This is a genomic window from Maridesulfovibrio sp. (assembly GCF_963676065.1).
Classification (GTDB): Bacteria; Desulfobacterota; Desulfovibrionia; order Desulfovibrionales; family Desulfovibrionaceae; genus Maridesulfovibrio.
In genome coordinates this window covers 2,886,615-2,909,897 of the sequence record NZ_OY780933.1, presented here as the reverse complement: position 1 = coordinate 2,909,897, position 23,283 = coordinate 2,886,615, and the positions used below count along the sequence as shown (strand labels likewise).

17 protein-coding genes are annotated in these 23,283 nt (G+C 43.3%); 10 read left to right on the top strand and 7 right to left on the bottom strand.

Features of this window, described 5'->3' with window-relative positions; genetic code table 11:
* Positions 1-6 precede the first annotated feature (6 nt).
* Together ACKU35_RS13065 and ACKU35_RS13060 are read right to left on the bottom strand one after the other, a co-directional pair.
* A complete protein-coding gene (locus tag ACKU35_RS13065) occupies positions 7-435 on the bottom strand; it encodes a response regulator (protein WP_319759690.1) in 429 nt (142 codons plus the stop codon).
* 292 nt (positions 436-727) lie between these two features.
* Complete coding sequence (locus ACKU35_RS13060; RefSeq protein WP_319759688.1) at positions 728-2,401, bottom strand: ATP-binding protein; 1,674 nt, start codon at positions 2,399-2,401, stop codon at positions 728-730.
* Between the two features lie 228 nt (positions 2,402-2,629).
* Between ACKU35_RS13060 and ACKU35_RS13055 the strand changes: the two genes are divergently transcribed.
* A complete protein-coding gene (locus ACKU35_RS13055) occupies positions 2,630-5,176 on the top strand; it encodes a sigma-54 dependent transcriptional regulator (protein WP_319759686.1) in 2,547 nt (848 codons plus the stop codon).
* A 75-nt stretch (positions 5,177-5,251) separates the two neighbouring features.
* Here ACKU35_RS13055 and ACKU35_RS13050 read toward each other — a convergent pair whose 3' ends face one another.
* Both ACKU35_RS13050 and ACKU35_RS13045 read right to left on the bottom strand, forming a co-directional pair.
* A complete protein-coding gene (locus tag ACKU35_RS13050; RefSeq protein WP_319759684.1) occupies positions 5,252-7,240 on the bottom strand; it encodes a methyl-accepting chemotaxis protein in 1,989 nt (662 codons plus the stop codon).
* Positions 7,241-7,789: 549 nt separating this feature from the next.
* Positions 7,790-8,416, bottom strand: coding sequence for an HD domain-containing protein (locus ACKU35_RS13045; protein WP_319759682.1), 627 nt, complete (start codon positions 8,414-8,416; stop codon positions 7,790-7,792).
* A 472-nt stretch (positions 8,417-8,888) separates the two neighbouring features.
* Here ACKU35_RS13045 and ACKU35_RS13040 point away from each other — a divergent pair, with 472 nt between their 5' ends.
* The 9 genes from ACKU35_RS13040 to ACKU35_RS13000 all read left to right on the top strand — a co-directional run bounded on the left by ACKU35_RS13040 (position 8,889) and on the right by ACKU35_RS13000 (position 20,947).
* Positions 8,889-13,166, top strand: coding sequence for an acyl-CoA dehydratase activase-related protein (locus tag ACKU35_RS13040; RefSeq protein WP_319759680.1), 4,278 nt, complete (start codon positions 8,889-8,891; stop codon positions 13,164-13,166).
* On the top strand, positions 13,150-13,938 hold the full coding sequence (locus tag ACKU35_RS13035) for an outer membrane lipoprotein-sorting protein (protein WP_319759678.1): 789 nt from the start codon (positions 13,150-13,152) through the stop codon (positions 13,936-13,938). The genes ACKU35_RS13040 and ACKU35_RS13035 overlap by 17 nt, the downstream gene beginning before the upstream one ends.
* A 9-nt stretch (positions 13,939-13,947) precedes the next feature.
* The gene (locus ACKU35_RS13030; protein ID WP_319759676.1) at positions 13,948-15,171 is read left to right on the top strand and encodes an FtsX-like permease family protein; all 1,224 of its coding nucleotides are present in this window, start codon (positions 13,948-13,950) and stop codon (positions 15,169-15,171) included.
* Position 15,172: 1 nt separating this feature from the next.
* Positions 15,173-16,402 carry an FtsX-like permease family protein gene (locus ACKU35_RS13025; RefSeq protein WP_319759674.1) on the top strand — a complete coding sequence of 410 codons (1,230 nt, stop codon included), beginning with the start codon at positions 15,173-15,175 and terminating at the stop codon, positions 16,400-16,402.
* A gap of 47 nt (positions 16,403-16,449) precedes the next feature.
* Positions 16,450-17,136 carry an ABC transporter ATP-binding protein gene (locus ACKU35_RS13020; protein WP_319759673.1) on the top strand — a complete coding sequence of 229 codons (687 nt, stop codon included), beginning with the start codon at positions 16,450-16,452 and terminating at the stop codon, positions 17,134-17,136.
* Positions 17,129-18,373 (top strand): hypothetical protein, encoded by a 1,245-nt coding sequence (locus ACKU35_RS13015; protein ID WP_319759671.1) that lies wholly within the window; start codon positions 17,129-17,131, stop codon positions 18,371-18,373. The genes ACKU35_RS13020 and ACKU35_RS13015 overlap by 8 nt, the downstream gene beginning before the upstream one ends.
* A 239-nt stretch (positions 18,374-18,612) precedes the next feature.
* The gene (locus ACKU35_RS13010) at positions 18,613-18,921 is read left to right on the top strand and encodes a DUF6506 family protein (RefSeq protein WP_319759669.1); all 309 of its coding nucleotides are present in this window, start codon (positions 18,613-18,615) and stop codon (positions 18,919-18,921) included.
* A gap of 235 nt (positions 18,922-19,156) precedes the next feature.
* A complete protein-coding gene (locus ACKU35_RS13005) occupies positions 19,157-20,179 on the top strand; it encodes a substrate-binding domain-containing protein (protein WP_319759667.1) in 1,023 nt (340 codons plus the stop codon).
* A 57-nt stretch (positions 20,180-20,236) separates the two neighbouring features.
* Positions 20,237-20,947, top strand: coding sequence for a DUF6125 family protein (locus ACKU35_RS13000; protein WP_319759666.1), 711 nt, complete (start codon positions 20,237-20,239; stop codon positions 20,945-20,947).
* A 114-nt stretch (positions 20,948-21,061) separates the two neighbouring features.
* Here ACKU35_RS13000 and ACKU35_RS12995 read toward each other — a convergent pair whose 3' ends face one another.
* The 3 genes from ACKU35_RS12995 to ACKU35_RS12985 form a co-directional block, all read right to left on the bottom strand.
* Positions 21,062-21,466 carry a DUF5675 family protein gene (locus ACKU35_RS12995; RefSeq protein ID WP_319759664.1) on the bottom strand — a complete coding sequence of 135 codons (405 nt, stop codon included), beginning with the start codon at positions 21,464-21,466 and terminating at the stop codon, positions 21,062-21,064.
* 134 nt (positions 21,467-21,600) lie between these two features.
* Positions 21,601-22,338 (bottom strand): hypothetical protein, encoded by a 738-nt coding sequence (locus tag ACKU35_RS12990; protein ID WP_319759662.1) that lies wholly within the window; start codon positions 22,336-22,338, stop codon positions 21,601-21,603.
* A 75-nt stretch (positions 22,339-22,413) separates the two neighbouring features.
* Positions 22,414-23,244, bottom strand: coding sequence for a nitroreductase family protein (locus ACKU35_RS12985; protein ID WP_319759660.1), 831 nt, complete (start codon positions 23,242-23,244; stop codon positions 22,414-22,416).
* Positions 23,245-23,283 lie beyond the last annotated feature (39 nt).

Here is a 23,283-nt window from a genome sequence, read left to right as displayed (position 1 = left end):
CGTTTTTTACTTTCCACCAGCAGCCGTATCAGCCATCTTGGCAGAAATAATTTTTTGCTTGTGGCGTGAGACTTTTTCAAAAGCCTCCTCAACCTTCCCGAGAATGTCCTTCATACTCACCGGCTTAATCAGGAAATCCATCGCACCTAGCTTCAAACCTTCAACTGCAGACTCCATAGTTGCGTGTCCCGTGAGAATGATCACTTCGATAAGCGGGTAATCCTTCTTGATGCGTTGCAAAGTCTCCATGCCATCCATTCCCGGCATCTTAATATCGAGAAAAATAACATGGACTTTTTCAGTCCTGAGCAGTTCAAGCGCACCATTTCCGGATGTTGATGTAAAAACATCAATCCCCATCTTCTCGAAAAGTTTCTTTGTTGTGCTGAGTAGACGCTCTTCGTCATCTACAAGCATGATTTTCATCTGTTCCATAGCTGTCTCACATTGTGCCTGACTTCTTTGGGCCTTTTCCCAACTTATTTTTCAAATTCCCTGCGACCATTTTTGCAACCAGTATGCCAAGTGTAAGTGCTTAAAATTACTGTAATAAATCGTGCAAAAATCCTATTGCCCGATTAACAAATCTAGCAACGGCAAAAAAAAATCCTTCTTGACCAGCAATTTTCTGCTGACTCAAAAAGGATTTTTTAAAATATCAATATTAAAACTGACTAATGATTATGAACTACAAAAATACAATATAATAGAACTCTACTATTCAAAACTAGCAATTAATTCCGGGTAAAATTATCGTAAAAACAGAGCCCTCGTTCCTGACACTTTCAACAGTTAATTCACCGCCAAGAGTGTCTATTATTGTGTGGCACACTGACAAACCTAACCCTGTTCCTTTTCCCGGAGCTTTGGTCGAAAAGAAAGGTACAAAAACTTTGGTTAAATTATCAGAACTGATCCCTGTTCCGTTATCAGTCACTTTAATTATAGCACTTCCGTCCTCACCACGCATAGCCTCGACACTGACTTTTCCCCCCTTAGAACCATGCCTGTCAATCACAGCCTGAATCGCATTATTCAACAGATTAACCATAACCTGCTGCAACTGCCTCGGATCGGCCTCCACTGAAGGAGTATCAGGACTGACTGCACAGCTCAGTTGTATACCATGAACAGTGGCTTTCTTTTCAACCATAGCCCCTACTCCCGGCAAGTATACTTCGAGATTTATATTCTGCAATTCCGGCTTACTGCTTCGCCCGAAATTTAGAATTTCACGGGTAATGCCCGCGCAACGATCTATCTGAAGCTTAAGTTGATCGGCAATATCCTGAACTTCATCGCCTATTATCGGATCGAAATCGCTTGATAATGCATCTTTAAGAACCATTTCAAGCAATGCGAGATCGCTTTTCATTATTTGCAATGGATTATTAATTTCATGAGCAAACCCTGCCGACATTTCACCTAGCTCCGCAAGACGAGCTGCGCGCATAAGCTGGTTTTCAAGCGCACAGACAGCACCGGCCTGCCGCTCAAGTGTTTCACATATCTTCCGGCTGGCAAAAAATGCCAAAACAACTATCACAACTCCTCCGCAAAAAAGAATAATGAGAATTGTATACCCAGCATAATTGGTTGACCGGAATGCATCAGCTCTCTTTTGCCGGACAATAAGCCGCCATTTACCATCATTCATTAGAGCGGACGCAAATAAATAATCAACACCATGATCATTCCCGAGAAACGTAATTATATTTTTTTCCTGTTTGGGATATTTAAAAAAATCGTTCTCAAGGAGTCTTCCACCGGATCTGCGGACAGTCTGAAACTTGCCATCCAGACTTACAATATATGCCTCACCAGTATCTCCAAGTTTAACTCCATCAACAAGTTTTCTAAATATATCCGGATTTATCGTACCTCGCAGCACCCACGGTTTGCCGTCAATAAGCCGCGTAACAGCCACAACAAAATGCGGAACATTTCGATAGCCCAAAAAAACATCACTTACATGATAACCGTTTTTTACTGCGTCTTGATACCAAGGTGCACCAAGATATTTCTTTTCAATTAATTCATATGCTCCGGCATATGACATCTGAACGCCGTTAGGGGATATCAACCCTAAATCCTGAAATACTCCGCCTGCACTTTTAAACATCAACGCAATATCATCATGCTCCAGCCCACGCTTCAGATGATCTGGAGGAATTAAATTTAGATAAGCCTGCAAGTCAGCCTGCCGCTCTTTTAAGAATGCTGAAATTATATCCCTATGATCTATAGCCGATTGCCGGATAGCGCTCACGACCAGCTTTTCAGTTGTCGTCGAATAAGAATAATATCCGATCAATACTGCTAAAAGCAGCGGTATGGCGGGAACAACAATCATTGTAATAAGCAGGAGTTTATGAACTCCGCGATCCATCAGTCTTTTCATTACACTATCCTTTTGCTCGAAGTTGCCAGTTTTTTTCTATTATATAAATATTACAAACTACTGTATTGTATATTAAAAACCATATTCGCACTTCACGCATGTCATGCATAAACAGCAAGGCTTATGCCAAAAAGCTATTGACAATACTAAGCGAAGCGACATACCGCAAAAGATAGTGAAATTTTGAACTATCCATAGTGATAACGATCTGTACCCAAGGAGAACGGCATGGCTGAATCCTATTCAGATAGAAATTCCAAGAAGGAAGGCTTACGAAGCATCGTAAACAAAATATCTAGAAAACTGGGACTTAGAGGCAAGTTGTTACTCACTCTCCTCCCCTCAATTTTAGCAATTCTTCTGTTTACAGGATATACATCTTACCGCGTAGCTGACGAATATGTTGATATTGCACTGACTCGGACAGTCAAAGTTCACACTTTGGCAATTGTTCACGAAGTCGAAAAATACATGGAAACTTGCAGAACAGATCTGCTTTTCTTCGCGCAAGGCGATATGCGAGCTGAATCATTGCGAGATATGATGGAAAGACGCTTGCAGGCGGGCGGCAACAATTATTTCGAACTTGTTTATCTTCCTGCATCAGGAGGAAAACCAGTCGTCCTTGTACAGCGAAATGGAAGAATTACCGAGATGAACTTAACCGAATCATCCCGGATAGAGCCGGACCCTCTGCTTGAGCTCGAAAAAATAAATTCGCTGAAGCAAGGGGAAGTTCAACCCTCACAGGTAATGGAAGTTGTTTACCCTATTCCCGATGCCAATGCTTCGAATCTCCATGTCCGCACTCATGTCATTCGCTTTTACACTTACTTTCCGGGAGATAGTGATAATCCTCCCGGGATTCTATTTCTTTCAGTCGAGGCCTCACAGATACGTAATATTCTTTCACTGTATAACTCGGAAAAATCACCCTTATGGGCATTCCCCAGAAGTCAGGAACTACGCTTCAGTTACCTTTTTAATACTGAAGGCTGGATTCTTTTCCAGTCGGCTTCGATTCATGAAAAAGACAAAGAACTCACGACATTTCTTGCGCGAGAAAACTTTGAAGGAACTTTAGGCAAACAAGGGCACGCCTCTGCTTTCAGGCCAAATAAAAATCACGCAATGTATTGGCAGGCTCTCGAAAAAGTAAAGAACAACGCAAACGGTTTGCTGAAAATTGCTGAAAAAGATGATGCCAATTCAAACGTTAAATCTTTTTATTTTTCCTACGCTCCGGTAACATTTAAAACTGCGATTAACGCTTCGCCCATGGTTTACGGTGGCATTGTTTTTATAGACAGAAGCCAGTTACCCATTATCGCAGGGTATAAACATTTTGATGTAATGCTTCTAGTCACAATTGTTTCAATTGCGGTCATATCACTCCTTATCTTTTGCATCGGACGAATACTTACCACCCCGGTTCTTAAACTTGCTACTAAAATGAACGAACTAAGTTCGCTGGAAACATTGGAGGAAATTAATCTTCCATACTACGGATTTGATGTTGAGATGCTGCAAAGGTCAATCAATAACATTATCAGGCGAGTTAAACAGCAAGTGACTGAGCTGCAGGCCAAAGATGAAGCCATATTTAATGTTAACAAGCGCGAACCCGCAAACCTTAAACGGGAATTAGAAGCGCTGGTAGACATAGAATTGAGCCTCATACCCGAAATAATAGGCCATGGACCTATTATCACGAACCTGAAATCTGATATATTAAAAGCAGCTAAGGTCGATGTAGATGTTCTTATTTCCGGTGAGACAGGAACCGGTAAACAGCTTGTAGCGGAAGCAATCCACAATCAGAGCAAACGCAAAAAAATGCGTTTTGTATCAATAAATTGCGGCGCACTTGATGAAAACCTTTTGCTGGACGTATTATTCGGACACGTCAAAGGAGCTTTTTCCGACGCTAAAACTGACCGGAGCGGAGCCTTTAATGAAGCAAACGGCGGAACCTTATTTCTGGATGAAATCCAATCAGCTTCACCAAAAGTTCAGCAGTCCTTACTTAGAGCTATCGCATCCCGAAAGATTAAGCCGCTCGGCAGTGATAAGGAACTTGATTTCAATGTAAGAATCATCGCCGCAACTAACGTTGATCTACCTTCACTGATTGAGCAGAAAATATTCAGAGAAGATTTATATTACAGACTGAAAGTCATCTCAATTGCGACACCGGCACTACGCGAGCACCCTGAAAATATACCGATGTTGAGCCTGTATTATCTTAAACAAGCCGAACAACTCACCGGACGAACGAATATAGGCATCAGTAAAGGAGCACTTAGTAAGCTGATATCCTACCAATGGTCAGGTAACGTTCGCGAACTTGTTAATTGTATAACGAGAGCCACAGTCATGGCAGAAGGCAATATTATTCAACCAGAGGAAATAAGACTCGAGGGTGAACTAGAATCAAAAACACCAGCCTCCGAGGCTGAAATAACCTCTTTTTCAGAGGTAGAAGAAGCCGTCATCCCTATAGATGAAAAGCCTTTAGAAAATCAAAACCATAAAAAGAATAAACAGATTGAGACCATAGACAACCCGTCTCCGTTAAGTGAAAGGCAAAAAATGGCGTGGTCTAAGATCCAAACTAAAAAGACAGTTACCCGCAAAGAATATCAAGACATCGTCGGCGGACGTCTTCCAACTCGCACGGCCATATATGATCTACAAGATTTCGTCAGACGTGGAATGCTAACCAAGCAAGGCAAAGGACCATCTACCAGATATGCAGTCTCAGTGAAACAGTGATTAAAATTTATCATCACAGTAACAGCTTCCAAATATAAAAGGTCCTGCACCGTAGCGAGCAGGACCTTTCTCCGTTCACATATTTAAAGAAGCTTCTTGTCCTTCACTCCGAAGGTCGCCAATAATTACAGACAATTTCTCAGCTAAAACAGTCAGCCCAGAAATAGCCTGTGCTGATTCATTTACAGCGGCAGCAGAATTTGATGCAAGCTGAGTTACCTCAATAACAGCATTGCTGATTTGCTCCGAGGCTATTGACTGCTGCTGTGTTGATGCAGCAATTCCTTCGATACGTACGGCAACATCATCCGAAAACGTTTGAATTTTTTGGAAAACTTTTACGGAATTAGCCACTTCCTGATTAGCTGAATCAACAAAAGCCAACGTTTGCTTAACACCACTAACATTTCGAAGCGCGGCATCTTGAATGCCGACAATTCGAGCTTCAACTTCTTTGGTAGCCTGCATTGTCTTCTCCGCAAGTTTCCGAACTTCATCAGCGACTACTGCAAACCCCTTACCAGCCTCTCCAGCACGAGCAGCCTCAATTGCAGCGTTCAAAGCCAGCAAATTGGTCTGATCAGCAATTTCATTTATTACCCCGATAACATGTCCGATAGAGTTTGTATCTGCCCCCAACTTGGACATATCCTCTTCCAAAATAGAAACATTTTCAGCAACCTTGAACATAGATTGCTCAGCGCGTTGCACAACAATGATTCCTTCTCCGGCTTCTCCCTTAGCCTCACAAGCCGCTTCTGATGAATTGCCTGCATTACGAGCAACCTCAGTAACTGTAGCGTTCATTTCTTCCATGGCGGTAGCAGATTCAGCCATCCGTTCCGTCTGAACAGCCGCGCCCTTATTAATAACTTCTGTTCTCGAATGTAATTCTTGAGAAGCATTTATCAGTTCACTAACAACTCCATCAGCTCTGACGGCGGCTTCTCCCATCTTCCCCACAAGAGACTGAGCATACTTTTTTTGTTCTAAGGCTTCGTCTCTCGCGACTTCGGCAGCCTTGGCCTGAATAACAGCTCCGCGCTCCATCTCTTTAGCTTCATCAATAAGTGATTTAAGATTGGAAACCATACCAACTATGACTTTTCGCAATTCATCCAAATCCGCAGAAAAGCTACCCTGGGGTTCTTCATCAAGGTTACCCGCTGCAACGCTGTTAGCATAAGCAATTAAACGCTTAAGGGGATCGGTTACAGAAACCATTACCCACAACAACAAACCAAGAATTACCAGCCCTACAAAAATTTCAATTCCAATTATTAAATAATTGGTAAACATTGCGTCATGCTGTGACTGATCCGCGCTCTCCGCAGCAATCCCCGCATATAAAGGTTCAAGAATGCTGGTTACCTGGATAAGATTTTCTGTATGCTCAGCCACAGCCTTCTCTAATTTTGCGTATTCATGAAATGTATTTAAATATTCATCAAGCGCACTAAGCTGTTTTTTACCTTTATCGCCAAGATAGTGCTCGTTAACAAAGCTACGAAGCTTCAACGCAATTTCATCAACACGTTTCAAATATTTATCATCACCTCTGATGATATAGTTCTTTTCGTGACGTCTCATTTGCAACAAAAGCACTACAAAATCAGATGTCTGCTCATTATCATTGAAAACCTTTTCCATATTTCGTGCATTTAAAATAAAACGCCATCTCAACCCATCATTCATCGTCAAGCCTATTTGCTTATATAAAGAAACAACCTTAGACATTGAAGTTTCATAGTTAGATAAAAGCTGTAGTGCATCACTACACCGCTTAGTCATTTCAGGTTGCATCGAACCTATTTTTTTGAGGGTTTCTCCAGCGCGTTGTGCATATTTTTTAGTTTTCTCAGCGTATGATTCATCCCTGCGCAAAATAAAATTTTTCTCCTGCCTCCTAGCCTGAAGCCAATCTGCCGCACCTTGATTAGCGAGTAATTCAATTTTTCGAGTTTGCTCTATTAATACCCCTCCGTAAAAATTAACTCCAAAAATACTGGACAGCCCTAATAAAATGAAAATGAACACCAACAGCAATTTACTTTTAATACTCATAACTACCTCTTTATTTTTTTTGCATAATTATGACCATCTAGCAGATTGCAAAGAGCATACCTATAATTTATTCAAATATATCAGTGTATTAATATACATAATTGCGCAAAAGGTTAGTAAGAATAAAGCAAATCACGCAAAAAACAGCTAACATATAGTCAACAGTGTAAGTCTTTCAGCGACCAATAATTTCATGCGGGTATATGTAGTCGATCAGGAAACGTAGGTTCAGTACATTTGTCAGTTCGGTTGCCGCGTTATGGCGAATTGTATGAAAAATGATGCGGTCTAATCTGCCGCATCCTTCGATAAACCCGCTACTTTTGGTTTCACGGGCAAATGCAGCGGGAGCTTCATTATAGGGAAGCCCCCTGCAATTCAGGAAAACCTTTTCGATGGGACCGGTTCCTTGCAGCTCGTATATGAGTTCTGCCAGCGGACCGGAAATGAGAATGGTTGGTGGAAAACTAACTCAATAATTGGTTAAGTTGTAATTGATTACAGATTAAGTGTTACGATCTCGCGCTTAAATGCATTGTAAGCTGTTTTTTACATCTCAGTAGCAAGCTGTTCTATATATAATTCCATAAACTGAACTCTTTTCTTGGCTTCTCGTTTAGCCGAAGCCGTATTCATTTGATCAGCTAATTTAAAAAGTTTTACTTGAAAATGGTCCAAAGCATAAGTTTTATCATCAAGTGCACGGTTTTCAGCATAAGGGTCTTCACTGTGATATAAGCTGGTACCAAAACTTGAGCTTACCTGAATGCATCGTGATATGCCGATCGCACCGAGAGCATCAAGCCTATCCGCATCTTGGACTATTTGAGCCTCAACGGTGTTCGGCTTGACTCCCATGCTAAAACTATGTGCCACAATTGCGTGTTTGATTTCCTCCAAGTACTCTTTCGGGTAGTCGATCGATAGAAGAAACTCTTCCGCTTTTTCTGCGGCAACTCTGGAACTGGATGCTCGCTCTGGGTGATTTTTAGGAAAGGTGAAACAGTCATGCAAGTATGCCGCAGGTAAAACTACCTCCAGCTTAGCTTCTTCTTTATCGCACAGTTCTTTGGCTGTTTTAACAACCCTACGAACATGGTTAATATCATGAGCTGGATCTTGAACCATCTCGGATCGGATATAGCTTTCAAATTTGCTTTCGTATTTTTCTGGCACCAAATCATCCCTTAATTAATTTCAAATCATTCGAGACGGGAAAACGTCAATTTTATCGTAAGTTACGAACACGTACTATTTCTACAAAAAAAAGTTATAGTAGACAACCGGATTGATACCGCGACGCCTTGAAACACATCGCTTCCGCAATGGTCCCTCCTGAAACTATGACCTGATTTATTCCCATATTTCTGGCAGACATTGCAACAATGCTTTCCGCTATTTCAACGCTCATAAAGTAGCATGAATTATGTGTTGTAAGGCCGTGTTTTCTTATGCTAATAAAGCCAAAAAAATCTTTGTTTATCCAAATATTCCATTAGATACGTATGCATGCTACAGAAAACCAAGCATTCATTTAAATTCTTATAACAGGCTGGGACACAAGGATTTGATAGAACGAGCCGCATAACAATGCTAGATGACTGCAGCTAGTGTTTGATTAGATATTTTTTTTAAAACGAGGCTATACGTGGCAATAAATGCCAAATTATTTTGGGGAATTGATCTTGGAGCAGAAACTGTAAAAGTTTCTGTTTTGGCTGAAAGCAATGGCGAGCCACATATACAAAAAACATATAAAAAAGAGCACGATAAAGATCCATTCAATATTTTACGTGTGCTTCTTCAGAAATCCGGCTGGACACCTTCATACCCGATAGCAGCGACCGGCAGATATAGCCGAGGACTTACATGCTTGCGCGTGCCTGTTAAAGCAGCACTGGCACGCGGCATCCGTTTTACCCATCCAGACGCTTCTCCATGCAGCGTAATATCCATAGGCAGCCAGGGCTTTTCTGTGTTGGAATTACGCAGTGATGGTCAGGATCTTTACCGGGAAAATTCCAGATGTTCGCAGGGAACAGGTAATTTTCTTTGTCAGCTTGTTGAACGATTCGGGTTAAATATATCCGAGGCGAGCCAAAAGTGCGTAGACATTGAAGAACCCCTTGTTTTTTCAGGACGCTGCCCTGTAATTTTAAAAACGGATATGACTCACCTTGCAAACAAGGGTGAAGACATTGAAACCATTCTTGCAGGTCTGTTTGACGCTGTCTGTACGAATGTACAATCCCTGCTCAAGCCCGAAAGTTCTCCCGATAAAATCATTCTTACAGGCGGAGTTACCCAGTCTGCCCGTATCCGGCGCAATTTTGCTTCTTTCTCCAATTCACGCCATCTGTCACTTCTCGATAATAATAAATATTCCACTCACTTTTCCGAATCCGTGGGGGCTGCTCTTGTTGCCTATGAGCAAAAACCGGAATCTCCAAAACTTGAACAGCTATTTCGAAATGAAAGTAAAGGGACTTTTGAAAGGGTTATACCGCTGAGTAAATCTTTTGAGAAGGTTAAACGTATTTCAGATGAAACATGGATAAAAGACGATCCCTTGTGCGACGTTATTTTAGGCTTCGATATAGGCTCAACCGGCTCCAAGGCCCTTGCGGTAAACAGTAATGCGCTTGAGCCTGTGTGGGAAAAATATATAAATACTCAGGGCGATCCCATTACAGCAGCGCAGAAACTTGTAAGCCTGTTTTTAGAAGAGACTGGCTGTAAACATAAAGTTTGTGCTGTCGGCGTTACCGGGTCCGGCAGGGATCTTGTCGGCTCGTTGATGGGAAGTTGTTACGGGAATGAGCCGGTCGTCATCATGAATGAAATTGCGGCTCATGCTGAAGGAGCTCTTTATTTTGATTCTGAAGTAGACACAATTTTTGAAATAGGCGGTCAGGATGCAAAATATTCCCGCCTTGAAGACGGTCACATAATTGATGCGGCAATGAATGAAGCCTGTAGTGCCGGGACGGGATCTTTCATAGCCGAACAGGGCGGCAGATTCGATGGAATCAGCAATGTTACCGAAATGGATAGGATTGCCATGGAAGCCGAATACGGGGTTTCCCTCGGGCAACATTGCTCTGTCTTCATGGCCGAGGTCATTGCTGATGCAATTGCTGAGAAAGTGCCCCAAACTTCAATCATAGCAGGTCTGTATGATTCCATTGCCCTGAACTATCTAAACAGGGTCAAAGGGCCCCGTTCCGTCGGTAAGAAAATATTCTGTCAGGGAATGCCTTTTAAATCTGACTCCCTGCCGGCAGCCATTGCAAACAGAACCTCTCGAAATATTATTGTACCCCCGAATCCGGGAACAATCGGTGCGCTGGGGATAGCATTAATTGCAGGCAGACAGGAAAACAGCTCAGATTATGATCTTGATATGAGCACTTTTCTTGGTGCTGAAATTCTGACCAAGGATACATTCAACTGTAAATCAAATCAGGGCTGCGGCGGAAGTGGCAATAAATGCCGAATTGACCGGATTAAAACTGTTGTTCAAAACAAGGAAAAAGTATTTCTCTGGGGCGGTAATTGTTCGCTATACGAAAAGGGAACTAAAAAGAAAAAACTTCCGGACCTCACGCCTGATCCCTTTCTGGAAAGGCGTAGACTGGTATCTTCGCTAATTTCCTCACTCCCACAGCAACCTGAGCGTCCTACAGTTGCTCTGGTTGAAGAATTCGCTTTAAAAAGCTGGCTTCCGTTTTTTTGTTATTTCTTCAGTGAACTTGGATTCAATATAAAAGTATATTCTGAAGAAGGAATAGCTTCGCTTAAGCTGGGTATTGAGAATAGTAATGTTCCTTTCTGTGCACCAATGCAGATTTATCAAGGAATAGTCTCAAAAATTATCAATACAGGGAACGAAGATTTCTTTTTTGCCCCCAGACTTCGGGAAAATCCCCGGCATGGAACGGAACTTCATGCCTGCAATTGTCCAATAGTCCAAGCCAGCCCGGATCTGGTCTATTCCAAAAAATTTTCGCAAAAGATGAAAATTTTAGATCCGTGTATTGATATCGGAATAGAAAATTTTCAATCTGAAAGGTTCATTGAATCAGTAAAAATACTTGCCGGTCAGCTCGGCGCGACTGAATATCAAGAAGCTTTTGATGCGGGATGCCGGGCTCAATCATCCTTTGAAGAGTCCTGCCGCAATTTAGGTCATAACGCTTTAGAATTTGCAAAACGGCATGATTTGAAGGCTGTTATTGTTATCGGGCGTTGCTATACAATTCATAACGATATCCTTAATGCCAATGTACCCAACCTGCTTCGTGAACAGGGAGCATTGGCCATTCCTTTGGATTGTTATCCCATTAACAAAGAAACACCTGTATTTTCAGAAGTCTACTGGAATTCTGCCCAAAGCTGCTTACGCGCTGCCCACCAAATTCGCAGAAGCCCGGGCCAATATGCTGTTTACTGTTCAAACTACTCATGCGGTCCTGACAGTTTTACCCTGCATTTCTTCTCATACATAATGGAAAACAAGCCGTTCACCATAATTGAGACAGACGGACATTCCGGCGATGCCGGGACAAAGACCCGTATTGAAGCCTTTCTTTACTGTGTTTCTTCCTACATTAAGAAGTCTGCCCGAGCTGCGAATCAGGGTTTAAACGATTTTAGAGATACTAGGGTTGCAGGAGATCCTATACTCAACGTCCGCAATACAGGTGAAACTCTTATGGTACCGAGAATGGGACCATGTGCAGAAACAATCGCCGCTCTCCTTAATGCGGAAGGAGTGCGGGCGGAAGCCTTAGCTCTCGGGACAAAAGAGGATTTGCAATTAGCCCGCAAATATACCTCCGGCAAGGAGTGCATCCCGATGGCTATAACACTGGGAAGTTTCCTTAGCAGAGTGCAGCAGACTAAAGATACTGATGAGCGTTTTGCTTTTCTCCTGCCGGGAGCCAACGGTCCCTGTCGTTTCGGTATGTATAATATTCTTCAGAATATTATTTTTGAGCGAATAGGACTTTCAGATAAAGTTCGCATCATATCTCCATCTGACGAAGACTACTTTGCAGAGGTCCCTGTAGATTTCCAACTGCGCGCACTCGCCTGCTTTATTGCAACGGATATGCTGCAGGCTGCCCTTCATGATGTTCGGCCGGTAGAAAAAATACCCGGTGAAACTCAAAAGATATATGACAGATACATTGCCGAGTTGAAAGAGATGATGGTACGCCTTGGAAGTGTCGGAACCTTTAATGCTTTCAGGCAGGTCTGGTCGGGATGCTTCGGGCTTAAAGAGCTGCTGACTCGTGCCGGGGAGGAATTTTCAAAGCTTAAAGACTTTGAAAAAGATATTCCGACTGTCGCGGTGGTAGGTGAGATATACGTCCGCCTCGACACCTTTGCAAACAACGACCTTGTTTTAAAGTTGGAAGAGCGCGGTCTGCGTTGCGTGCTTGCTCCTTTTTCCGAGTGGCTTGTTTACTGTACACTCAATGAGAGGGATAGATGCAGTCAAAAACGTCCGTTACCCGGAGACAGTAAACTCGGCTCCTTTATAACTCATACAGTTCAACGACAAATTATTGAAAGATTGCATAAAGCCGTAGGGTCAAAGCTGGAATGGGGGCCTGTATCCCCTGTGGAGGACATCGTTACGGCTGCAACCCCTTATATCAATCCGGCACTTATAGGTGAGGCTGTTTTAAGTCTTGGCGGACCGCTTCATGAGTACCGCCATGATAAAATCATCGGTACGGTAACTGTTGGACCACATGAATGCATGCCTAATAAAATTGTTGAATCCCAGTTTCAGCATGTAAATGAAGATACAGGATTGATATGCCTTGCTGTAGCCGTAAACGGCGAATCCTTAAACCCTGAATTATTAGACCGTTTTGCTTTTGAGGTACATGAAAAATATGCAAAAAATCAATAAGTTGATACTCATTCTGTTTTTGTTTGTTGCGCTCTTCAACGCGTTTCCTAAATCTGCTTTTGCGCTCGATTTGCAGACTGTGATTCGTAATGTGGAAGAGCAATACAACGGCGACTCGTCTTATGTGGAAGCAATTATGAAGATAAAAACCGGTAACTGGGACCGGACAATCGCAATTAAGGGCTGGTCCCTTGGACGTAGTTTCAGCCTGACTAAAATTCTCAAACCCAAAAAAGAAAAAGGGATAGCGACTCTCAAAGCGCGCAAAGAGGTTTGGAATTATCTGCCACGCATTGATAGAGTGATAAAAATACCACCCTCCATGATGGGGGCTCCGTGGATGGGGAGTCATATTTCAAATGATGATCTCGTCAAAGCTAATCATGTTGACTTGGACTATAATTTAAGCCTCATCGAAGAAACACCGAAGCTATGGCAGATTAAATGTATACCCAAACCGGATGCTCCGGTGGTCTGGGGCAAAATTATATATACAATTTTAAAAAAGGATTATGTTCCGCTGGTTATAGAATATTTTGATGAAGATATGCTTAAGGTACGATCTATTTCGTTTGATGATGTTCAAGTGATGGATGGACATATCATCCCTTTGCGAATGACCGTCCAGCCGGAAGATAAGCCGGATGAGCGAACTGTACTCACTTATACCAATATTGATTTCGATATTTCAATACAGGAGGATTTCTTTTCACTGTTTAAATTAAAACAGATGCGCACATATAAAAGCCATCTTGGCAGAAACCGGGAATAAAAGGTTAAGATGCTATTCGTGTCTCTTGCCCTGCGCAATATCATGCGTAATAAACGCCGCTCCTTATTGACCATCTCAGCCATGGTACTTTCTTCCGCCATGCTGCTTTTGGCTATCGGGGTATCGGCCGGTAAAATGCAGGATATGCTCGCCTCGGCAACAGACCAGTATTATGGCCATATCGTCATTTCCGGCAAAGGGTATCAGAAGAGCCGAAGTATATTTACAAACTTTCAGTTAGAACCGGAGCAATTGAAAATTCTTTCAGGGCTGGATTACGTTAAAGGATATTCCCCAAGGTTGCGCGGTTTCGGGCTTCTTTGCTGTAAGGAAAATTCGTTACCTGTCGAAGCATTGGGCATTCGTCCTGAGATGGAAAAGGATGTAACTGTTCTACAGGACAGTCTCATAGCGGGCACACAGCTCGGAAATGATCCTGACGGAGTTCTTCTCGGAGAAGGTTTGGCCCGGAAACTTGGAGTATGCCCCGGAGATGATTTGGCTTTTGTTTCCGGTGCCAGTGATGGTTCAGTCGGTAATGGAATTCTGGTTGTAAAAGGTATTTTCAGAACAGGTAATTTTCGCAATGACAATGAATTAATCCTCCTAAACCTCCATTGGTTGCAGGACATTCTGGTTTTGCCTGATACGATCCATTCTCTGGCCGTAAGCGTACAGGACCCTATGCGGGCCAAGCCGATTGCCGCAAAGCTCCAGAGGATGTTCGGCAATAGGTTTGAAGTGCTGGACTGGAGTTCTTTCCTTCCTGAAATCAGGGATGCCATTGCTATCAGCTATGTCACCAATATCATTGTAATGACAATTTTTTATCTGGCTACCGGGCTTGGCATTTTCAACACTTTCTACATGTCGGTCATGGAACGTTCATATGAATTCGGCATCTTGATGGCTTTGGGCACACGGCCTTGGCAGATAAGACTTCTGGTTTTGCTGGAGACATTCTTCATGGGGTTAATTGCTGTGACTCTCGGTGCCGGGCTGGGACTCGGTATAAACATTTATCTACAGAATGTAGGTATCGATTTGAGCGGGAGTGTTGAGCCGATAACTTATGCCGGAGGCACCATTCTACCGAAAATTCATGCTTCGATTGACTTTTTTTATCAGATTTCGGCTGCACTCTTTTTACTTTTCGTGTGTATTGCAGCGGGTTTTCTACCCGCGAACAGAGCTGCAAAATTAAATCCTGTTCAGGTGATACGAGGAGATTAGCTTGAATTCATTCCAACTGGCATGGCGGAATCTTTTTCGGCATAAAGGCCGTATTTTACTTACTCTGGTAGGATTAAGCCTTAGCCTCGCTCTTGTTCAGACATTTCATAATTTCACAAAAGGGGTTTACTCCTACATGGTGGAAACCGGGGTCCGGTCGGGAAGCGGACATATCGTAATATGCAGGAAAAATTATCTTAAAAGTAAGGATAGCGAAAATTTTTTTATTCCCGGAGATCTTACTAAAAAGATTTCAGCCCTTACGGGTGTTCAAACCGTATTGCCCCGGGTAGAGTTTTCAGGATTAGCTCAATCCAGCCGGGAAAGCAGGAATATTAGGGTCGCAGGGGTTGATATAGCTAAAGAAAGAACTGTAAATCCCCTTTTAAGGGACGTCTCCGGTAATATTTTTGCAAACTGGCATAAAAGGGATGCCCTTGTGGGAAGCATTCTTCTGAAGGAATTGCAGGTCAAACCGGGGCAAAAGTTTGTTGTAACCGCTCAAGGAGACGACGGTGAGCTTGTCAGCGAATTATTCCGGGTGAAAGGAGCATTGAATACCGGTATTAGAGCGGTGGACAGTTCCCTCGTGATGATAAGTAGTACTAAAGCTTCTTCAATGCTTGGTGTCCCCGGCGCTACCCATAAACTGGCTGTTGTCCTGAATGATGCAGGAATCATAGAGCAGGCTTTTCCTGCGGTAAATAGTTTATTGAAAACCAGACTCGAGTTAAAAGCTTTTTCCTGGGAAAAGGCCATGCCCAATCTTTATAATGCCATCCGTTGGGATTATGTAAGTATGAAATTCCTTTCCATAATCGTACTGATGATCGTGACTGTTGGTGTTATGAATACCCTGCTTATGGGGGTCATGGAGCGCATTTATGAATTCGGAGTCCTAAAAGCAATAGGGACATCACCAAACCAACTCCGATCAATGATCATGGTTGAGGCATTGCTTCTTGGCGTCCTGGGTACAGTTCTGGGGTCCGCGCTTGCCTCTGTTGCGACTCTTTATTTGGTCCATTATGGATTTGACTTACGCTTGTTCATACCGGCTAATCTGGAATTCGGAGGGGTACTCTTTTCCGCTCTACTTTATGCTCAATGGGATGTTCCATGGATGTGCAAATTCGCTCTGTATCTTTTTTGTTTATGTTTGGCCGCTTCAGTTTATCCTGCAATGAAAGCTACAAATATATCACCAGTAAAAGCGCTTAGGCATATATAAGAAACCGATATTAAAAGTGGCTAATGTGCCTTAAAAGAGAATCTGTAATGAGCCTGATAGAAATCAAGAATTTATCAAAAACATACACATTCGGTGAACAAGTTGTCCATGCGGTATGTGATCTTGACCTTGAAATTGAAAAAACAGAATTTGCCGTTCTTGCGGGTCCTTCCGGCAGTGGCAAAACAACACTGCTGAACTTGATGGGAGGACTTGATCAGCCGACAGCTGGAACTATAAACGTGGACGGATACAGCATTGATCAAGCCAGACCTAAAGATCTTGCAGAATTTCGTTTAAGATCTATTGGTTTTATCTTTCAGGATCATAACCTGATCCCCGTCCTGACTGCTGCCGAAAATGCCGAGTATGTTTTATTGTTGCAAAAAGTCCCTAAGAAGGAACGGCGAATAATTGTGGATTCAGTGTTTCAGGAGCTGGGGTTAAATGGTCTGCAGAACAGAATGCCTAAAGAGTTATCAGGTGGACAACAACAAAGAGTCGCTATCGCACGGGCTTTGGCTCCTAACCCGAAATTGATTCTTGCCGACGAACCAACTGCCAGTCTTGACTCCAAAACCAGTTCCGACCTGCTTGAATTGTTCCTTGACCTGAACAACAGAAAAGGAATTTCTATCGTCGCCAGCTCACATGACCCAATGGTTATGGATTACTCAAAACGTACTATTCTTTTGCAGGATGGACGGCTCAAGAGCAGTGACTCCCATGATTGATTTGCAATCGTTAACAAAGCCCCGCTACCTGATAAAATCATGGATTGTCTTTTTTTATCTATTGTTTATTTTGGTACCCGTAGACGGTTATTGCGAAGCATTATTTAATAATATCGAAGTAAGCGGCTATGCGAAATCCCTCAATATAGTCATGCAACCCTCTCCTTTGGCGGGCATCCCTTCCGGTTTTACCACTTCCAACCAGCAACGTGTCGACCTTACGGGCGAAATCAGTGAGTTTGAATTTGAAGTGTCTGCCGAGAACAATTTAATATATTCCGAAAATCCTCTATCGGGATTTGATCCTTTCACTCATAAATCGGTAAACCGCATTGTTAAACTGGAATCGACAATTTTTACCGATAAATATTCCGAAGATAAGCTGGACATTGACAGACTGCTTATCAGAAAAAATTTTGACAATGGAGAGCTGACTGTCGGAAGACAGGCGATCGGATACGGACGGATGTCATTATTTTCACCTCTTGATGTTGTTGAACCGTTTTCACCGGAAGCACTTGATACCGAAACCCGTTCCGGCGTCGATGCCATACGCGCCACTCACTATTTTGATCTGGGGGGCCAGTTAGGCGGTAGTGTTATTCTAGGTGATGGCGTTGAAAACAACAGTTATCTTGTCAATTTTTCACAAAACATAAATGGTTTTGATATACTGGGTGTTACCGGGGTACTGCGTGAACGGCCCATGATCGGCGGAGGATTTGCGACAGATATCGGTGAGCTGGGCTTAAAAAGCGAGGTCGTATTTTATGTTGGTAAAGACGTAAATCAGGAAGGTGGAGATATACACTCTTCCTTTGTCGTCGGTGGAATTGAAGCCTGGTATCGTTTTGAAAATGGTATCAATTTTATTGTGGAGTATTTATATAACGGTGCTGGAGAAAACGATCCTGACAAATATCTGAAAGTTAAAGACTCCGCAGCAAACAATGATGGCTTAAACGCATTTTACGGCCAGCATTACCTTCTTTTCGGACCTTCTTATGCCATTACTCCGCTAGTTGAACTTAAGTTACTCTCATTCTGGAATATTCTGGACGGTTCTGTCTTTGCGAGGCCTCTGCTTGATATCTCGGTGACGGACAACATTGATGTTCAATTGTTCTGGGCTATTACCGCCGGCGAAGAACCGTCCCAAGCAACTCCAAATATTCCCCGCAGTGAGTTTGGATCAATAGGAGACTATGGTGGAATCTATATGAAATATTATTTCTAGGCATATGATCAGGTATCAGCAGACCCTCACTGACCATTATTTTTATTAAGCACCTCAATTGCCTGACAATTAGGCTACAGTCCATTTTATTCGTCAGTAGCACTGTACTTTTTATTAAATTTAAACTACCACCATTATTCTTAGCCTTTAAATAACCATATCGACTCGCATAATTCAAAATTTTATATTCATGAATCATAAAGCTTTTTTTTAACATTAAAAGACATAGTAGGTAATTTATGAGTAATGTATTAAAAGCGGCATTCATTTTCGTTGCCCCTAATGCTGATCCCGAAAAACATAGAAGCTGGGTTCGCTCAGAAGCAGTCGAAGTGTTGACCATCGGCGTAAGCAACTATGAGCAGGCCGAATCTGTAGCCCGTGATCTGGTGGAAAAAGAAGGCATCGGAGCCATTGAGCTTTGTGGTGGCTTCGGCGCTGTTGGAACAGCTAAAATTGCTGCCGCTGTGGATGTTCCTGTCGGCGCGGTTCGTTTTGATATTCACCCCGGGCTCGGCAATGTAAGCGGGGATAAACTTTTCAATTAAATTTCCCACCGGAAATAAATCCACACTGTTTTATTCCTGTTTTCAAGATAAGTAACAAGACAAAAGCCGCTTTGAATATACAAGGCGGCTTTTGTATATCCCGGCAATATTCACCATCAGCTTATAATTGTACATTTGCTTTTATGCAATACGGACAATTTTACTACTATCCTTGAATTCTCGCATCGCTAAAGATACACTCGCAGTCAAAATTTCCAAACTTGAAGGAGATAGAATGATACTTTATAGCGACTCAGCTCTTAATAAATTCCTGATTATTGCATTTTTACTGATCTCAATCTTCTGCATTCCACAACAGACGAAAGCCTCGAACTGCATTGTCACCCAAAAATTTCGCATCGCGGTGATTCCTGAGCGAGGCGATCTTGATTTCTGGAAATTGCTGAAAAAAGGGGCCACACAGGCAGCGATTGATAACGGAAATGTCAAGATACTCTGGATAGCGCCGAACGTCGAAGACAACCTTAAAGAGCAGCAGAGAAAAATAGAATGGTGCATCGAGAATCATGTTGATGCCATCGTCATTTCCCCGATACACAGTCTAAAAATGAAAACGTCCATAAATAATGCCTTAAAGGAAGGAATACCTGTAATTCAGATGGTTTCCGGAATTTCGTTTGGCAAGAACTCAGGCTATGTCCATTCCAATAATTTTCAGGGAGGAATACTGGCCGCTAAGTACTTAAACGAAAAACTGGACGGCAAAGGTTCAGTGCTTCTTGGTATGTTCGAGCGGGGAAACTCTCCTGTTCTCAGCAGAATCAAAGGATTCAAACATCAATTAGACAAATCCGGATCACAAATTAAGATCGCTAAATCCTTTTACCTTGATGAAAACGAAAAAAGAAACAAATCCAAGATTCATATTGCCATGTGGCGCGGTAAACTCAACCATAAAATGAATGTAAAAACCGATGCCGTGATCGGGATGAACGAAAGCAGCTGCGAAACACTGCTTAAAAATCTCAAAGAAATGGACATGATGAAAGGGATTACTTTTGTTGCTTTCAACCCCGACCCGAATATGGTGAAAGATATCCAGCAGGGAATCATTTCAGCCGGTATAGCTCAGGACCCTTACAAAATCGGTAAGATTGCTATAGATCAAGCAGTAATGGCGGCCAAAGGAAAAAGCATTCCCCCCGAAACCACAACTGAAGTGCATTTGATCACTAAAGAAAATCTGCAACAGCCTGAAATTCAAGAAGTACTCGGACTTAAAGAACGTAATATTTAACAGCACAACCGCCCCATCTCACGTCTGCGGGATGCGTTGGTCATGGAGTTGAGCCACATGAATGAATCCAAACCCACAGCAGCTGAAGACATAACAGAAATAATCCGCCAGCTTTCCGCCCACTACGGACTTTGGTTAGCCGAAAGTGTACATCAGCTCGGCCTTGAGGCTGCCCTTGATGCGGAAAAAGAAGCTGGCGACCGTTTCTTCACTATTCTTTCCGGCAAGCTTGGCCGGGCATTGGGACTCCGCCCGCAGGATCTGCTTTCTGGTGTTGATCAGGAAAAACTTGATAAAATAGGTATGGCCCTGCGCTCAGCATGGCTAGCGGCGGATGGAGTCTGGTTTCAGGCCATTGAAGGACAGACGGATATGGTTACCGCCAAACGGGTGAATGATTCCTGCTGGTCACGCTTTTCGCCACTGGAAGCAAGACGGGCAAAAGACATACTGAGCCTGCCTGAAAACGGCGGGATTCAGGCTTTAAAATCCGCACTTGGCGTGCGTATGTACGCACATCTTAACAGTTGGGAATTCCTCGAGGAAACCGATAATTCCGTAATCTTCCGCATGACTGAATGCCGGGTCCAGTCCGCCAGAAAACGTAAAGGTCTGGCAGATTATCCATGCAAATCAGGCGGAATTACTGAATATACAGGATTTGCTAAGGAAATAGATTCCAGGCTGCGCTGTGAATGTATCGGCTGCCCACCGGATGAACACCCCGATGAATGGGTCTGCGCGTGGAAATTCACCATCGCGGAGTAAATAGAATCAATAAACCTCCTGTTCCGTATTTCGAAACAGGAGGTTTATCTTTAGTTCTGCATACGCCTCAAAGTCTTAAAACGTTGGGCTCATGCCATACCGGACACAGCGCCCTTAACCGAATGATTTAATCTCAATCTCGGCTTTCCCTGAGCCGGACATGACAGCCATAAAGTCCTTAAATCCTTCCCTGCTGCCGAGAACCGCCCTTTTCCCGTTCAAATATCCGGGACGCGTTCCAGTCAACGGACACCCCTCTGTATCATCAACCGTATTTCCGGTGTGGATGCGTACATACGAACGACCCGGCACATCTTTGATCGTCCATAACTGCCGGCCCTTGGAGGGGGAAAACTCAAGTTTCAATGGATACTTCCCCTCGGGTACGCAGGAAATATCCGCCTTGTTGTTTCTCCACGGCTCTTCAAGAGTCCAGCACACGGCTTTACCTGCGACGACGATCACGCCAAGCGTGGCTTCATTTCCCCGTTCAACACGTAACAATTTAATTTTTTTCAATTTCTTTCTCCTTAAAATCTAATAATTAATCGACCTTTCGCTAATTATTTATTTTAAGGATCAAGCGGACCTGCAAAAGCTTGACAAAGTCCGTCCAAGCTATGCGGGAGTGAGGATATCAGATTTGGTTTGATTTATGCCGAGGAAGAACGCGGTCTGAAAACATAAAGCGTCTGTAAAAAAATTATGACTCCGCCCACCCCGAAAAGCTTCGCAGGGCCGTCCACATAGGCCATCACCCGTATGCCGCTACCCCACAGGAAGATAGTAAAGGAGCTGAGCACGAGCATTGCCCGGGCGCATGTAATATTTCCAAGAGCAAAAAACATCTGAAGTCTGGGCAGGGAGTTATGAAAAAGAATCCGCAGCAGCAGGGTAACAAACGTACCGCCTATCAGAAAAACCCACCACGGCGATAAGTGCATTCCCTGATTGAATCGTCCAACATCTCCGCTATCCGCAAAAGCGCGCATGTAGACATAGGCCACCAATTCCATAAGATTCACTACAGCCAGCCAGTAAATCACATGATATATCCACCTGTTGAGCAGCTTTCCGGTATTCATCAGATAAAGACATATACCGGTCACAATGGAATGCATAATCAGCGGGCTGAATCCTATCACCGCTCCTTGCCAAAAATGACCTTGCGCGAAAATATCCGTGTAATGGACACCTTCATCCCATCCGGTCATCATAATGGGATTGCCCCAGATTATATCCAGCGGACTTTTCATCTCACCCAGCAGAAAAGCCATAGTGCTGTGCGTAAACTCATGCACTACAACAATGCAGGACTGCAAAGCCAGAATGGTAAGCACCGCAATCACCATATAGCGCACTGTCCATAAATTATTTTGCTGATTTACCATTATTTTATAATACTCTTTTAAAGACGAAGAGCAATAAAAAGCCCGGCATTTAAAATAAAATGCCGGGCTCGGATATCAACTTTTCCACTTTACCCGTCGCACTCGGGCAGGGGCGCGCTCAACTGTGCGCTGATATTTGAATTCAGGTTCGCCGAAAAGCATGGCGTAGCCCAGATCATGATCTTCCGGGATGCCTAGTTTACCTTTCAGGTCCGGCAGCACGGATTCGACTACCCTTTTTAGTATACCATTCCAGAGCGTACCTATTCCCATGGACTGGGCCATGAGTTCGAAATACGAAAGGAAAATGGCCATATCCGCCGGCCCGCTGGGAAAGGTGCGCGGTGCGGAAACGAGGACGAAGTGGGGAGCACCTCGAAAAAGTATATCCACCCCCTCTTCCTTTTTCCGCCGACAGGCCATTCTGAAAAGCTCTTCAACATAAGAAATTTCAGAAATTCCATTTTCCAAAGCTTCTTCAAGACGGCTGAATATTTCGTCACTTAAATTTTTAACCGATTCCGGGTCATCAACAAGTGTAATGTGAACACATTGCGTATTCACTCCGGTAGGAGCATGCCATGCAGTATCGAGCAGTTTTTGAATTCTTTCGGGAGCCAAAGGTTCCTGCTTGTAGGATCGAACAGAACGGCGGCCTTTGATCAGCATGGCAACTTCATCTTCACTCGGCATTGCTCCCTTGAGCGGAGTGGAATCTTCAGGAGAATTTCCAAGTATGGAAATAGCGCCGGTAGGACAGACCGCCAGACAGTGCTGACACGCGAAACATTTATTTTCGTCGGTAAGTCGCGGGTACTCATCGAGCTCGATTATGCCAAAAAAGCAATCCTTCGCACAGAGTCCGCACAGAACGCAAAGATCTTCGTTAACAGAGAAATTTTTCATATTTCACCCATAGATTTAAATATAACGACGTGGCCGTTA